Here is a 13,948-nt window from a genome sequence, read left to right on the forward strand (position 1 = left end):
CCGCCGATCAGTGGCGGAAGTGACGCATGCCCGTGAACACCATCGCCAGACCGGCTTCATCCGCAGCCGCGATCACTTCATCGTCGCGGATCGAACCGCCCGGCTGGATCACTGCCGTAGCGCCTGCCTCGACCGCCGTCAGCAGCCCGTCGGCAAAGGGGAAGAAGGCATCGGACGCCACCGCCGACCCGATCGTGCGCGCCTTGTCCCAGCCTGCCTTGTCCGCGGCGTCCTTGGCCTTCCATGCCGCGATGCGGGCGGATTCCAACCGGTTCATCTGGCCAGCGCCAATACCGGCGGTGCTGTTGTCCTTGGCGTAGACGATTGCGTTGGACTTAACATGTTTGGCGACGGTCCAGGCGAACAGGCAGTCGGTGAGTTCCTGTTCGGTCGGCGCGCGCTTGGTAACGACCTTCAACTGGTCGCGGCTGATCCGGCCATTGTCGCGGCCCTGCACCAGCAGGCCACCGGCAATGCTCTTGATCTGAAGCCCGTTGCGGGTCGGATCGGGCAGGTCGCCGGTCAGCAGCAGGCGCAGGTTCTTTTTCTTCGCGAAAATGGCCTTGGCATCGTCGTCCGCGTCGGGAGCGGCGACGACTTCGGTGAAAATGCCGCTGATCGCTTCGGCGGTAGGCCCGTCGAGGGGGCGATTGACGGCGATGATACCGCCAAAAGCCGATACGCTGTCACAGGCAAGGGCGGCCCCATAGGCTTCGATCAGCGTATTGCCGGTGGCGACGCCGCAGGGATTGGCGTGCTTCACGATCACCACGGTCGGCGGCCCATCGCGAAACTCGCTGACCAGTTCCAGCGCGGCGTCGGCGTCATTATAATTATTGTAGGACAGTTCCTTGCCTTGGATTTGCCGGGCCTGGGCGATACCGTTCGCCCCCCCGCTGACGGGCAGATACAGCGCAGCGGATTGATGTGGATTTTCGCCATAGCGCAGGGTTGCGCCCAGCTTGCTCGCCACCGCCAGCGTTTCGGGAAGCTCGGTCCCCTGATCGGCAAAGGCAAACCAGCTGGCGATCATCGAATCATAGGCGGCGGTGGCGGCATAGGCCTTGGCCGCCAGCATCCGGCGGAAATCATAGCTGGTCGCGCCGCCCTTTTCCTGCATTTCCGCGATCAGGCGGGCATAGTCGGCTGGATCGGTGACAATCGCGACGCTTTCATGATTCTTGGCCGCCGACCGGACCATGGAAGGGCCGCCAATATCGATATTCTCGATAATCTCCTCGCGGTCCGAGCCTTTGGCGACGGTAGCGGCGAAGGGATAGAGGTTGACCACCACCAGGTCGATTGCGCCAATGTCATGATCCTGCATCGACGCGACATGACCGGGATTGTCGCGGACGGCGAGCAGGCCGCCATGCACCTTTGGATGCAGCGTCTTGACCCGGCCATCCATCATTTCGGGGAAGCCGGTCAGGTCGGAAATATCCTTGACCTCCAGCCCCGCCTCCCGCAGCGCCTTGGCCGTGCCGCCGGTGGAAACCAGTTCGACGCCATGCTTGCCAAGCGCCTGTCCCAGTTCGACCAGGCCGGACTTGTCTGAAACGGAAAGGAGGGCGCGTTTGATGGTGACGTCGGTCATGGCGAGAATCCTGCTGTTCGGTGGCCGTTTCGGGCTTGCGCCGCCCTCTAGTGCCGCTTGGCCGCTGCGGCAAGCGATAGGGGGCATGTAGCGCTGCGTAAGGCGATGTAACCTGATCGCCCCCCCCCCGGTGCCACGTGCTCCTGCGAAGGCAGGAGCCCAGTCTGGGCTTGGAACTGGCCTCCTGCCTTCGCAGCAGGCGCACGGTCACGCTTCAACCGACCTTCTTGAACAGCCAGCCTATGGTGGAACCACCCGGCAGCGCTTCGCCCGTGATGACCAGCTGCCGGGTCGGATGCGGTCGGCCTTCATGATCGGTCCACAGGCTGTCTTCGACCGCCAGCTTGCCCCCGTTCGCGCGAAACTGCCACATTGCCCCATCATCGATGCGCAACAATGCCCCCATGCCATCGGCGGTGGAGGTCGGCTCGACGCCGGGCGCCAGGTGAAAACGCAGCTGGACGGGCAGTTTCACCGGCTTGCGGCGCTTGACTGCGGGCGTCAGCAGGTCCTCGCCACGGATTTCCTTGCCATCCCCGCTCAACAGCAGCAGGCGGCGGTGGACATAGCCCATGCGCCGGACATAGCCGTCATGGCTGATTTCGATCCGGCTGCCATTGTCCGTTTCCTGCCGGTGCAGCTCCACCTCGGTCACGCCGCGTCCTAAAGTCCCGTCAGGCAGCAGCGCGGTCGAATTGCTGTCGTTCAGCACCATCGTGCTATGCGCGGCGGTGGTGCGCAGTCCCTGCGCCAGGTCGGCGGGCATCCATGCCCCGCCCAGCGCCGCGCCGCCGCAATTGACGATCAGCCGTTGCGGCCCGTCGCTGATCTCGATGGCGCCCGTCGATGCGCAGCCCGCCGCCGCCAGCCGCGCGACGGGCGGCGGCGCGGCGTCGACCTGGACGATCGTCGCGCCCGCGACCAAGCGCTGATAGCCCCAGTCGTTCGCCTGTCGCAGCGGTCGCGCCCGCACGCGGCTGGCGCGAACGATCGCCTCCATTGCCGCCGGATCGATCGCCGCCGCGCCCTGCCAGCTGCCAAGGCCCCCGTCGCCATGGGTCAGGCCCAGCAAGGCCGGAACGGCGCGCGCCAGCGCTTCGTTCAGGAATGGCGGTATCTGTTCGCGCCGCACATCATAAATCGACCGCACCATCGACAACAGCATGGCCGCCTTGAACTGGTCGAGCGGCGAGCGGGAGATGATGCCGCCGTCGCCATGAAAAGCGCTGTCGATCGCGCGCTTCAGGCCCGCTTCGCCAAAAATCTTGCGCGCCGCCCCGCCCGGCAACAGCATCGACACGCCGACGATCCCGCCCCAGGCGACCAGCCGCGGCAAGCCGACAGGGGCCTTGTCCGCGCCGCGATCCAGATGGCGGGCGGTGCGGGCGATGCAGTTCAGCACCAGGGACCGATAGACAAGGTCGCTCGACGACAGGATCAACGGAGCGTGCGCCGACCAGAACAGCAGCCGCCATCCGGCATTGTCCGCGCGCCAGGCCGGTTCGCTGGGCGTGTCGGAATGCACCGCAAGCCATTTGCGCATCACCCCTTCGGCAATCGAAGCGCCCTGTTCCCGCGTCCCCGCACTGGCCAGGTCACGCAGCCAGGCGAAGCTGTGCAGATAATCGGCAAAGGCGGGGGTCAGCGACAGTCGTTCGAAATCGACCGTATCGACAGGCTGCCGCGTTCCACGGAACAGGAAATATCCCGCGCGGATCGCCTGACCGGCCCGGTGGTCTCCGGGCATTTCATCGTCGGGAACCGCCAACAGCTTCAGCGGATATTTGCCCTTCAGCCGCCGCCCGTGAATGGGCGTCTTCCAGCTCATCAGGTAAAAACGGTTGGCGATCCGCTGGGCCAGCGACAGTCCCTTGTCATCCGCGATGCGAATGAGCCGCTTGCCCTGTTCGATCCCGTCATCCTCCTGACCGTCTCCGGCCAGGTCCGGCACCGATGGGGCAGGGGTGCGCCTGCGATCGCTCACCCGCCCTTCAGCTTCCTGATATTATCGGCATAGGCAGCCGGACCACCCCGGAAGGTGGCGGTGCCCGCGACCAGCACGTCCGCACCCGCCGCGATCGCGCGCGGCGCGGTGACGAAATCGATGCCGCCATCGACCTGCAATCGGATGTCGCGGCCGCTCTTGTCGATCATCTTGCGGATCGCTTCGATCTTGCGCAGCTGATTTTCGATGAAACTTTGTCCGCCAAAGCCCGGATTGACGCTCATCACCAGGATCAGGTCGACGTCATCGATCAGATAGTCGAGCATCTTGGCAGGCGTGCCGGGATTCAGAACGACTCCGGCCTTCACCCCCAGCGACTTGATATGCTGGACCGACCGGTGGATGTGCGGTCCGGCCTCCGGGTGGACGGTCAATATGTCCGCGCCCGCTTCGGCAAAGGCGTTGAGATATTGATCCACCGGAGAGATCATCAGATGCACGTCGAACGGCTTTTTCGTGTGCGGGCGCAATGCCTTCACGACGCCGGGACCGATGGTGATATTGGGCACGAAATGGCCGTCCATCACGTCGATGTGGATCCAGTCAGCGCCCGCTTCGTCAATGGCGCGAACCTCTTCACCCAGGCGGGCGAAGTCTGCGGACAGAATGGATGGTGAAATCAGGATTGGGCTGGTCATCAACAGCCCGCTCTAACGACGCCATGGGCCTAGGGCAACGCTCCATTTCCAGCTTATCCACAGCTTCCGCACGGGGACATCCCGCGCGCTCAGGATCGGCTGAAAATTGTGGGCTCCCGGCGCTCCAAAAACGCCGATCCCTGTGGCAAAAGCTGTTTTATCCCATGCAGCGCCACCACCCGGTCGTCGTGAAGGACCGGCGCGGCGACAAGCCGCATCGTGCGTTCGTCGCCACCGTTCAGCGGGCGAATGTCCACGTCCAGCGTAAAACCGCGACGGTAGCAGATGGCGTAGCTGCGCAACTGTTCCATCGCTTCGCGGGAATCGGGGGCGTAGAGTGACACCGCCAAAGGGCGCGGCACCGTCATATCCCGGTCCAGCCCGAACAGATCATAGACGCCGCTGGTCCAGCTTAGCCGATCATCCCTCAGATCGCAGTGCCACAGGCCGATCCCACGTTCCGCCAGCGCCTGGTCGCTCTTTGCCGAACGATTGTCGAGCGTGACCGGCGACAGATGGACGTGCAGGTCGTACAGCGGCCAGCTATGATAAAGGGGGAGGGGTTCGGTTGCGCGCAAACTGAGCCTTTCTGGCGGTCAGGCCGACTTATCCATTTACCGCCTAACCCGCGTCGCGCGCAAGCCGGGCGATGAAAAAGCCGTCCGTCCCTCCCTTGTCAGCCAGCGTGACAGGTAAGGTGCGCAACCATCCTTCCGCGGACGGCTCGATGCCTTCTGGCAATTCGGCTTGCACCGGGGGCGCCAGCCGGAAATCGGAATGGGCGCGCAGGAAGCTGCCGATCTGATCCTCCCCTTCCGCTTTTTCCAGCGAGCAGGTAGCATAGATTATCGTCCCGCCCGGCTTCAGCCATTGCGCGGCCCTGTCCAGCAGTTCCGTCTGCAATTCCGCCAGTTCGGCGATCTGGCGCGCGCCGATGCGATGCAGCACGTCGGGGTGGCGGCGGTAGATGCCGGTGGCGCTGCATGGCGCATCCAGCAGGATAGCGTCGACCGGCGCGGATGGCTCCCACTGGCGCAGGTCGGCCTGGACAATGGTGGCGGACAGGTTGGTGCGCGCCAGATTGCTGCTCAGCCGCTCCAGTCGCTTCTTCGATTGGTCGACCGCCGTCACGTCCCAGCCCGCAGCCGCCAGCTGCATCGTCTTGCCACCTGGAGCCGCACACAGGTCCAGCACCCCGCGTCCGTCACCCGCGCCCAGCAGTCGCGCAGGGCAGGATGCGGCCAGGTCCTGCACCCACCAGGCGCCTTCGTCAAAGCCCGGCAAATCGGTCACCGCGCCATGGCCGGGCAGGCGCACATGGCCGGGCGCAAGGCTTTCGCCCCCCAGTCGTTCCGCCCACATGCCGGTTTGGCCTGGATCGCGGATGCTGACATCGACGGGCGGTCGGTCGGCATAGACTTGTGCGGCTGCAATCGGCATCGCGTCGCCCCACAATGGGGTCCAGCGAGCGACGACCTCTGACGGCAGGGTCGGCGGAACGGGAAGGGTGGGGGTGGCACGGGTGATGGTGCCAAAAACGCCGTGAACCAGCTTGCGGGGGCCACCATCGACCAGCGGCAGAGCCGTCGCGATAGCGGCATGCGGGGCGGTCCCCAATGCCAGCACCTGGATAAGGGCGATGCGTAGCACCATGCGCGCCTTCGCATCGTCAGGCAGGCGCTGGCGCGTCGCGCCGTCGATCAGCGTATCTAGGTCAGGCAGGTGACGCAGTGTTTCGGCGGCAATGGCGTGGACCATCGCGCGGTCGGGCTGGCTTAACCCCTGCGCCGCACCGTGAAGGGCGTTTTCCAGCGGATCGCCCCGGCGCAACACGGCGTCGAGCAATCGCAGGGCGGCGCGGCGCGTAGCCAGGCCGGGGACATCATCGGGACGGGTAGAACGAGCCATCCGCCGCGCCTAGGCCATTTCATCGGCCTGCGCAAAGGCTGGTCAGTCGCGGCGCAGCGGATCAAGCGCGCTGGCGCGATTTCGGCGCGGGGCCGCGACCGGTGAAAGCGCGGAGGCGCGCGGGGTTGCCGCTGCGGGAACCGTCATGCCCCCATCGAATATGCCGCCGCCCATTTCGTGCAGGGCCGCGATGCGCTTTTCCGTGGCGGGATGGGTGGAAAATAATTCGCTGACATGGGACGGCACGATGTAAAGCTGCGCGGCTGCCGGATTACGCTGTGCCACCGGGTTGGGGATCGTCGCAGCCTTGCCTGAAATCTTTGCCAGCGCGGACGCCAGCGCGCGCGGGTTGCCGCTGATCTGCGCGCCGCCCGCATCGGCGGCATATTCGCGGGTGCGGCTGATCGCCATCTGTACGATCATCGCGGCAAAGGGCGCGACGATGACGGCCAACAGGCCCGCCACCAGATTGCCATGCCCATTTTCATTGCCGCCCCCGCGAAATAAGAGGCCGAAATTGGCAAGCATGGCGATCGCGCCTGCAATGGTCGCCACCATCGTCATGATCAACGTGTCGCGGTTCCTGACATGGGCCAGTTCATGCGCCATCACTCCGGCCACTTCATCGCGGGTCAGCATCGACAACAGCCCCGTGGTCGCCGCCACGGCCGCATGATTCGGATCGCGCCCGGTGGCGAATGCATTGGGATGCGGTTGGTCGATCAGATAGACGCGCGGCATGGGCAGGCCCGCCCGCTGTGCAAGATCGCGCACCAGTCCATAAAATTCCGGTGCGCTGCCTGCATCCACCTCACGCGCGTCGTGCATGGACAGGACAATCTTGTCCGCGTTCCAGAATGTGAACAGGTTCATGCCCGTCGCGACCAGCACCGCGATCAGCGCACCCGCGCCGCCGCCCAGCGTGTAGCCCAGCGCCATGAACAATGCCGTCAGCGCCGACAACAGCATCATCGTCTTCAAACCGCTCACTTGCGTCATTCTCCTTCGCGGCCCAGATAGCAGGCGCGGCATGAATATGGGATGGCCCAAGCGGCATCGCAATCGAAAGGCATCGGATCATGGGAATGTTCAACGGCAAGCGTCCCGCGCATGTGAAGCCCCCTGCGCACCTTTCCAAAAGCCCGCCCGTGCCGGAACCCGACCCCGTCGATCAGCCGCCACGCCATGATGAGGAACTTAGCCCCGTCCGCTATGGCGACTGGGAACGCAAGGGAATCGCTATCGATTTTTGATTCGACCCGGCCTTGACGCGGTTGCCAGTTATCGACTCATCGCTGATTTTGCACGTCTGCCGCTGGCCTGTGCTGTTGATGCGGGCGACGCTCTGGTTCGCCTCTAGCCTTGGCTGACCCATTGCGTGCAGTGTTTGTGTGGGCAAAGAAACAAAAGCGGGTCGGGGGTGGAATCGTGAACCACATATCGGAAATCAAGGTGAGGGCGGTGTCTGACTATGCGCCGGAAGATGCTGCGCTGCTATGTGGCGTAGGACGTCTGGTTTGTGCCTGGACGATGTTGGAACAAAGTCTGGAAGCGAAAATCGCCATGATGCGGGAGGCAATGGGTGACGTCAGAACCGTCGGCACCCGGACGCGCCCGGCCATGGCTAAATTGATGGCCGAATTGCGGACCATGGTGGCGATGCGCGACCGGCGCAACGCCGGAGCCTTGACCGAAATTTCGGATATCGAGCGGAACATGCAGAGGATCGATCGTTTTCGGTCTCTCATTGTCGGCGGCTTTCAGCAGCCTGCGCCTGGCGGCTTCACCTGTCGTGACGCGCGGAACAACTATATGCATGTCTCGCTTGAGCAACTCGACGCGGAGATCGCATCGCTCGAAACCACGGCGCAGCGCCTGCTGGCCGTCTGACCGGGCGGGGTAATCCTTTCGCTTCGCTTGACCTTTGAGCCACGGATGGCAAAGCCTGTCGTCCGCGATTAGCGAGAATGGAGTCTCATGCCTAACAAGCCAATTCGCAAAGCCGTGTTTCCTGTTGCAGGGCTTGGCACCCGTTTCCTTCCGGCGACCAAGTCGGTGCCCAAGGAATTGTTGCCTGTCGTCGACCGCCCGCTGATCCAATATGCCGTCGATGAAGCGCGCGAGGCGGGCATCGAACAGATGATTTTCGTCACCGGTCGCGGCAAGGGCGCGATCGAAGACTATTTCGACATGGCCTTCGAAGCCGAAGCGACCCAGCGTGAGCGGGGCAAGGACCTGTCCGCTCTGGAAGGCACGCGCCTTGCTCCCGGCAACGCCGTATTTCTGCGCCAGCAGGAACCGCTAGGCCTTGGTCACGCCATCTGGTGCGCCCGCGACATTGTCGGCGATGAACCCTTCGCCATCCTGCTGCCCGACGAACTGATGAAGGGCGCGCCGGGTCGCGGCTGCCTCAAGCAGATGGTCGACGCCTATGACAAGGTCGGCGGCAATCTCGTCTGCGCTCTGGAAGTGCCCATGGCCGAAACGCCTAGCTACGGCGTGATCGATCCCGGCGCGCGGGATGGCGCGCTGACGGAGGTCAAGGGCCTGGTGGAAAAACCTGCGCCGGGCGCTGCGCCGTCCAACCTCATCCTGCCGGGGCGCTACATTCTGCAGCCCGAAGTGATGAAGATATTGGAAACGCAGGAAAAGGGCGCGGGTGGAGAAATTCAGCTGACTGACGGCATGGCGTCGATGATCGGTCGCCAGCCTTTCCACGGCGTCACTTTCGACGGCCGTCGGTTCGATTGCGGTTCCAAGGCGGGCTATATCGAAGCCAACCTCGCCTTCGCGCTCGACCGTGAAGATCTGGGCGAACATATCCGCCGCTTCGCCATGGCGGAACTTGGGTTAAGTGAAGTGGCTGCGGCTGCTGCCTGAGCCGGTCCGGCATCTGATCCAATCGGCATCGACCGAAACGAAAAAGCGCTCCGGCCTGTTGGCGGGAGCGCTTTTTTCTTGGGGCAGGTCGCCGATTCAGAACGGCACTTCGTCATCCAGGTCATTGTCAAAGGTCGATCCGCCACGGCTTCCCCCGCCCGATGACCGTCCGCCGGTGTTCGGGCCGCCGAAATCATCATCGCCGCCGCCATAGCTGCTCGATCCGCCGCCCCAGTCGCCGCCGCCCTGGCTGCGACCGCCGCCACCCTGGCCCCCGCCCGGAGCGCCATCCAGCATGGTCAGCACCGCGCCTGGCCCCTGCAGCACGACTTCGGTCGTATAGCGGTCATTGCCCGATTGATCCTGCCATTTGCGGGTGCGCAGCTGGCCTTCCAGATAGACTTTCGACCCCTTGCGCAGGAATCGTTCGGCGACCCCGGCCAGCCCTTCGGAGAAGATGGCGACACTGTGCCATTCGGTGCGCTCCTTGCGCTCGCCCGAGTTGCGATCCTTCCAGTTTTCGGACGTAGCGATGCGCAGGTTGCACACCTTGCCGCCATTCTGGAAGCTCTTCACCTCCGGGTCCGCGCCCAGATTGCCGACCAGAATAACCTTGTTGACCGAACCCGCCATAATTCCTCCGATACTTTACGAGGTCCTTATAGCCCCGCCGCAACAGCGGTCCAGTAGGTGAGGCCCGCAGCGGCATAGGCGAGCGCAAAAAGATAGCCCACCATGAACAGCGGCCATCGCCACCCGTTGGTCTCGCGCTTCGTGACAGCGATGGTTGAAATACACTGCGGCGCGAACACGAACCACGCAAGGAAGGCAAGTGCGGTCGGCAGCGGCCAATTATCCTTCAACCTGTCGCCCAGGCTTTGCTCCAGTTTCGCCTCATCATCGCCCGCGTCGATGGAGTAGACCGTGGCCAGCGCCGACACCGCCACTTCGCGCGCGGCCATGGCGGGGATCAGCGCCAGTGAAATATCGCGGTTGAACCCGATCGGCTCCAGCACGACGTTCAGCCCGTTGGCGATGCGCCCGGCGATCGAATGATTAACCTGGCTTATCCCGCTGTCGTCAGGCGCGCGCGGAAAGGACAGCAGCAGCCACAGGATCACGGTGGACGCAAAGATGATCGTGCCCGCACGCTTCAGGAAGATGACGGCCCGCTGCCACAGGCCCAACAGCACGTCGCGCAGGCGCGGCCACTGATATTTGGGCATTTCCATCAGGAAGCTGCCGCTTGCGCCCTTCGTAACCGTCATGCGCAGCACCAGCGCGACCATCATCGCGCCGACAATCCCCGCGACATACAGGCAGAACAGCACCAGGCCCTGCAGCCCGATGCCCAGCCCGACATCACGCGCGGGAATGAAGGCGCCGATGATCACCGCATAGACCGGCAGTCGCGCGGAACAGGTCATCAGCGGCGCGATCAGGATGGTGGTCAACCGGTCCTTGGGATCGGCAATCGTGCGCGTGGCCATGATGCCCGGCACCGCGCAGGCAAAGGAAGACAAAAGCGGAATGAACGCTCGGCCCGACAGGCCCACCCGCGCCATCAATCCATCCATCAGGAATGCGGCGCGCACCATATATCCGGTCGCTTCCAGCATCAGGATGAAGAAGAAGAGGATCAGGATCTGCGGCAGGAAAACGATGACCGACCCGACGCCGTTGATGACGCCATCCACCAGGAAGGATCGCACCAGACCGTCGGGCAGCGTGGCGGTGACCGCCTCGCTCAGCAGTCCCGCCAATCCTTCGATCATGGCGATGGGTGCTTCGGACCAGGCATAAACCGCCTGGAACATGACGAACAACAGCCCCAGCAGCAGGATCAGCCCGAAAAAGGGGTGCAAGGCGACCCGGTCGACCGCCGCGGTCAGCCGCCGTGACGGGGCTTCGCTTATCACCGCGCTTTTCGCGATACGCCTGGCCTCTGCCCGCACGGCGTTGAAGTCGCCCGGCACGCCCCTTTCACGCGCGGGGGCGGCGTTCAGCAGGGTTTCAATCTGTCCGCGCAGGTCGTCCATGCCCCGCTTGCGCACCGCGACGGTCGGAACCACCGGCACGCCCAGTTCGCGCGACAGGATCGCCGGGTCAATTTCCAGCCCATCGCGTGAAGCAAGGTCGACCATGTTCAGCGCAACAACAGTCGGCAGCCCCAGCGACAGCAGTTCCAGCGCGAAACGCAGATGATTGTCCAGGTTGGACGCGTCGATGACGACCACCAGCGCATCGGGCAGTCGCTCACCCGTTTGCTTGCCCAGCACGACGTCGCGCGTGACCTGTTCGTCCGGGCTGGTGGGATCAAGGCTGTAGGTGCCCGGCAGGTCGACCAGTTCGACCGGCCGACCATCAGACAGGGAAAGGCGCCCCGATTTGCGCTCGACCGTGACGCCCGGATAATTGCCCAGCTTTTGCCGCGCCCCGGTCAATGCATTGAACAGCGCGCTCTTGCCGGCATTGGGGTTTCCAACCAGCGCGACCAGGGGAAATCCGCTCATGCGCGCGTGTCCCGATCGTCGATCCGCACCGAAATAGCGGCGGCATGGGCGCGGCGCATGGCAATCGTCATCCGCCCGATCTTGCACGCAATCGGACCGCGACCCAGCAGTCCGCCATGGTGAAGCGCTTCGACATCCGCCCCTTCGATCAGGCCGAACTCACGCAGGCGCTGACCATCGGTCGCCGAAATGGCGTTCCAATCGATCACGTCCACATAAGCGGGTTGGCGCAACGGCAGGTCGGTCAGGCGCAAGAAAAATCACTCATTCAAAACTTCTGCGAGTGACTATCAATACCGATAGGAAAAGGCCAGACCCAATCACGGACCCGCCCCCAATCACACAGCCGCGATCACACCGCCGGATAGCGCAGCCGTCCGATAAAACGCGCCAGGCTCAACCGTTCGCCGCCGCCCACGCCCTTCCAGCGCGCCTTTGCCCGTTCAAAGCGCATCACCCCTTCGATCCTGCGGGCCAGAAAGGCACGGCTTTCTTCATAATGATCGCTCTCGTCATCGATGAAGACCAGCAGCGTCGCGGCATAGACGCCTGCCAGCGTCGCACGTTTGCTATAATGGCTCAGATCGGTCGTATCGCCCCCCGCCGCGCGCCACATTGCGTCGGCAGCGCGCCAGCCCAGTCGCCCCGCGCGCACTGCATTTTGCGGCATCGCCATGATGGCAATCGCCCGGCGCAGCGCTTCCCGGTCCCGCGCCAGCAGCGCCAGCCGCGCCTCGACCAGTGACGTGATACGCCGCCGGATCGACAGGGTGGCAAGCTGTTCTGGCGCCACGGCGTCCGTCATACCGACGTCAACGCTGGCGAACCAGGCATCGATCATGTCCATCGCGCCTTCATGAAAGGCGAGCCGCGCGATGTCGGGATCGATTCCCGTCTCAGCCGCCGCCATGGTCACCGCCTCAGGCCGCCAGCCGTCAAAAGCGGCATGATGAGGCAGGATCGGCGCAATCCGCGCACGTACTTCGTCCAATGTCAGATCTTCAGGCGTCTGGGTCATCTTCCTATGGTAGGGCGGCGCTGGCCCCTGCACAAGCATCAGCCAGCTGGGGCGCGCGCTCAATATAATGTTGCAACATATCATCTGATATGATGTAACATCATGCATCTGCCCAAAGAGGCGGGATAGAGCGAAGGATGGAGGATGCGATGGGTTTCATGACCATGTCGGCGACCGGCGGGCCTGTGCAGTCGGGATATGGCGGCGCAAAACGTTCCCCTGTCGGCATCGGCGGCGCAATCGCCGTCCACGGGCTGCTGGCAGCTGCGTTTGTTCTAATGCCGCGTGAAACCTTTACCCCTTATGTGCCGCAGATACTGATCGGCAATCAAATCCCCCTGGATCAGCCGCCGCCTGAAACGGCCGAACCGCAGCCGGACAGCAAAGCCGCCATCGATCTCCGTCCGAAAACCCAGCCCGCTCGCGTCGATATGACGGCTGACCTTTTCGTGACCAAGGATGATTCGGTTTCCGATGGAATCCCCGGCGGGGCTTTCGACGACGCTGGCGTCCTTCCGCCGCTCGATCACCCACGCGACCCCATATTGGTGGAACCGCGAATCGACCCCGGTGCGCTGCGGACCTTCCAGCCGGATTATCCGGGCGCGATGGTCCGGCAGGGGCTTGAAGGATCAGTGACGGTTCGCGTCACGATCGGCCCGGATGGCCGGGTCACCGCGATCGAGCGGCTGTCGGCGACCGATGACGCCTTCTGGATCGCGACACAGCGTCACGCTCTGCGCAAATGGCGCTTCCGCCCGGCGACTCGCGACGGGGTGCCGACGGGCGGCGCCAAAATTCTGACGGTCCATTTTCGGCTCGCCGATCGCTAAAGGACCGCGCTGAAAGGGGGCGGGCGGAGCAAAAAGGGTGACTGGCCAAGCGTCCTTTTGCATCCGGCCCCGCCTTATCCTATATGTCCGCGATGACGATTTTCCCCCGTCCAGTATCCCCCAAAAGCGCGCTCAGCGACCTGTGGAGCTATTTTCTCGAAAACAGGGCGCATAAATGGCCGCTGCTTGGCCTTTCGGCGGCGATGACCTGGGTCATCGTCTGGGCGTTTATCGTCGATGCCAACACCAACACCATGCCGAGACAGAACAAGATCATCTATGTCCAAAGCTGGGACGCGAACCGGTCTGATGCGGCGGTGATCCTGCAGCAGAAAATCGACCTCGCCAAACGTGAAGCCGCGCTTCAGGGGCAGCAGCGAAAGATGCAGGGTGTCGCCGATGTTTTCGGCATCGACTGGCGCGCGGAAGAAGCGCGTAACAGCGTGCGCCGAAAGGAAGCGCTAAAGCAGATCAACGGGCAACTGGACGCCCGACTCGCAAAGGCGGAGGCGATGGAAAAAGACGCGCCCCCGGCGGGACAACCCTGATCTTTGTC

Annotated in this window: 15 protein-coding genes; 5 read left to right on the plus strand and 10 right to left on the minus strand. The window is 63.8% G+C overall.

Annotated elements, in window-relative coordinates:
- Positions 1–7: 7 nt before the first annotated feature.
- The 6 genes from purH to htpX form a co-directional block, all read right to left on the minus strand.
- The gene (gene purH / locus ACI3KQ_RS13420) at positions 8–1,597 is read right to left on the minus strand and encodes a bifunctional phosphoribosylaminoimidazolecarboxamide formyltransferase/IMP cyclohydrolase (RefSeq protein ID WP_404958401.1); all 1,590 of its coding nucleotides are present in this window, start codon (positions 1,595–1,597) and stop codon (positions 8–10) included.
- Positions 1,598–1,811: 214 nt separating this feature from the next.
- Positions 1,812–3,581: a heparinase II/III family protein gene (locus ACI3KQ_RS13425; protein WP_404958403.1), complete on the minus strand. Its 1,770-nt coding sequence runs from the start codon at positions 3,579–3,581 to the stop codon at positions 1,812–1,814.
- A complete protein-coding gene (gene rpe / locus ACI3KQ_RS13430) occupies positions 3,578–4,240 on the minus strand; it encodes a ribulose-phosphate 3-epimerase (RefSeq protein ID WP_404958405.1) in 663 nt (220 codons plus the stop codon). Before rpe ends, ACI3KQ_RS13425 begins: the two co-directional genes overlap by 4 nt.
- A gap of 89 nt (positions 4,241–4,329) precedes the next feature.
- On the minus strand, positions 4,330–4,818 hold the full coding sequence (locus ACI3KQ_RS13435) for a diguanylate cyclase (RefSeq protein ID WP_404958407.1): 489 nt from the start codon (positions 4,816–4,818) through the stop codon (positions 4,330–4,332).
- A 43-nt stretch (positions 4,819–4,861) separates the two neighbouring features.
- Entirely contained in the window at positions 4,862–6,148 is a 1,287-nt protein-coding gene (locus ACI3KQ_RS13440; RefSeq protein WP_404958409.1) for an RsmB/NOP family class I SAM-dependent RNA methyltransferase, read from the minus strand.
- Between the two features lie 42 nt (positions 6,149–6,190).
- A complete protein-coding gene (gene htpX, locus ACI3KQ_RS13445; protein ID WP_404958411.1) occupies positions 6,191–7,138 on the minus strand; it encodes a zinc metalloprotease HtpX in 948 nt (315 codons plus the stop codon).
- Positions 7,139–7,227: 89 nt separating this feature from the next.
- Here htpX and ACI3KQ_RS13450 point away from each other — a divergent pair, with 89 nt between their 5' ends.
- From ACI3KQ_RS13450 to ACI3KQ_RS13460, 3 genes are all read left to right on the plus strand, one after another.
- Positions 7,228–7,401, plus strand: coding sequence for a DUF1674 domain-containing protein (locus ACI3KQ_RS13450; RefSeq protein ID WP_404958413.1), 174 nt, complete (start codon positions 7,228–7,230; stop codon positions 7,399–7,401).
- Between the two features lie 208 nt (positions 7,402–7,609).
- The gene (locus tag ACI3KQ_RS13455; protein ID WP_404958512.1) at positions 7,610–8,038 is read left to right on the plus strand and encodes a hypothetical protein; all 429 of its coding nucleotides are present in this window, start codon (positions 7,610–7,612) and stop codon (positions 8,036–8,038) included.
- 87 nt (positions 8,039–8,125) lie between these two features.
- Positions 8,126–9,028 (plus strand): UTP--glucose-1-phosphate uridylyltransferase, encoded by a 903-nt coding sequence (locus ACI3KQ_RS13460; RefSeq protein WP_404958414.1) that lies wholly within the window; start codon positions 8,126–8,128, stop codon positions 9,026–9,028.
- 96 nt (positions 9,029–9,124) lie between these two features.
- Here the strand turns inward: ACI3KQ_RS13460 and ssb are convergent, their stop codons facing one another.
- From ssb to ACI3KQ_RS13480, 4 genes are all read right to left on the minus strand, one after another.
- Entirely contained in the window at positions 9,125–9,661 is a 537-nt protein-coding gene (ssb, locus tag ACI3KQ_RS13465) for a single-stranded DNA-binding protein (RefSeq protein WP_404958416.1), read from the minus strand.
- Between the two features lie 26 nt (positions 9,662–9,687).
- The gene (locus tag ACI3KQ_RS13470) at positions 9,688–11,541 is read right to left on the minus strand and encodes a ferrous iron transporter B (RefSeq protein ID WP_404958418.1); all 1,854 of its coding nucleotides are present in this window, start codon (positions 11,539–11,541) and stop codon (positions 9,688–9,690) included.
- Positions 11,538–11,795, minus strand: a complete 258-nt coding sequence (locus ACI3KQ_RS13475; RefSeq protein ID WP_404958420.1) for a ferrous iron transport protein A — start codon at positions 11,793–11,795, stop codon at positions 11,538–11,540. Before ACI3KQ_RS13475 ends, ACI3KQ_RS13470 begins: the two co-directional genes overlap by 4 nt.
- Before the next feature lie 98 nt (positions 11,796–11,893).
- Positions 11,894–12,559 (minus strand): COQ9 family protein, encoded by a 666-nt coding sequence (locus ACI3KQ_RS13480; protein ID WP_404958422.1) that lies wholly within the window; start codon positions 12,557–12,559, stop codon positions 11,894–11,896.
- Positions 12,560–12,708: 149 nt separating this feature from the next.
- Here ACI3KQ_RS13480 and ACI3KQ_RS13485 point away from each other — a divergent pair, with 149 nt between their 5' ends.
- Both ACI3KQ_RS13485 and ACI3KQ_RS13490 read left to right on the plus strand, forming a co-directional pair.
- A complete protein-coding gene (locus tag ACI3KQ_RS13485) occupies positions 12,709–13,392 on the plus strand; it encodes a TonB family protein (RefSeq protein ID WP_404958424.1) in 684 nt (227 codons plus the stop codon).
- Positions 13,393–13,475: 83 nt separating this feature from the next.
- Positions 13,476–13,940 carry a hypothetical protein gene (locus ACI3KQ_RS13490; RefSeq protein ID WP_404958426.1) on the plus strand — a complete coding sequence of 155 codons (465 nt, stop codon included), beginning with the start codon at positions 13,476–13,478 and terminating at the stop codon, positions 13,938–13,940.
- Positions 13,941–13,948: the final 8 nt, after the last annotated feature.

The organism is Sphingobium sp. ZW T5_29, assembly GCF_044987515.1.
In the GTDB taxonomy this organism is placed as follows: Bacteria; Pseudomonadota; Alphaproteobacteria; order Sphingomonadales; family Sphingomonadaceae; genus Sphingobium.

Bases quoted from the DNA above. Each gene is read 5' to 3' on its own strand.
- purH (WP_404958401.1), bottom strand. From the start codon at position 1,597: ATGACCGACGTCACCATCAAACGCGCCCTCCTTTCCGTTTCAGACAAG.
- rpe (WP_404958405.1), bottom strand. From the start codon at position 4,240: ATGACCAGCCCAATCCTGATTTCACCATCCATTCTGTCCGCAGACTTC.
- ACI3KQ_RS13440 (WP_404958409.1), bottom strand. From the start codon at position 6,148: ATGGCTCGTTCTACCCGTCCCGATGATGTCCCCGGCCTGGCTACGCGC.
- ACI3KQ_RS13450 (WP_404958413.1), top strand. From the start codon at position 7,228: ATGGGAATGTTCAACGGCAAGCGTCCCGCGCATGTGAAGCCCCCTGCG.
- ACI3KQ_RS13460 (WP_404958414.1), top strand. From the start codon at position 8,126: ATGCCTAACAAGCCAATTCGCAAAGCCGTGTTTCCTGTTGCAGGGCTT.
- ssb (WP_404958416.1), bottom strand. From the start codon at position 9,661: ATGGCGGGTTCGGTCAACAAGGTTATTCTGGTCGGCAATCTGGGCGCG.
- ACI3KQ_RS13470 (WP_404958418.1), bottom strand. From the start codon at position 11,541: ATGAGCGGATTTCCCCTGGTCGCGCTGGTTGGAAACCCCAATGCCGGC.
- ACI3KQ_RS13480 (WP_404958422.1), bottom strand. From the start codon at position 12,559: ATGACCCAGACGCCTGAAGATCTGACATTGGACGAAGTACGTGCGCGG.
- ACI3KQ_RS13485 (WP_404958424.1), top strand. From the start codon at position 12,709: ATGGGTTTCATGACCATGTCGGCGACCGGCGGGCCTGTGCAGTCGGGA.
- ACI3KQ_RS13490 (WP_404958426.1), top strand. From the start codon at position 13,476: ATGTCCGCGATGACGATTTTCCCCCGTCCAGTATCCCCCAAAAGCGCG.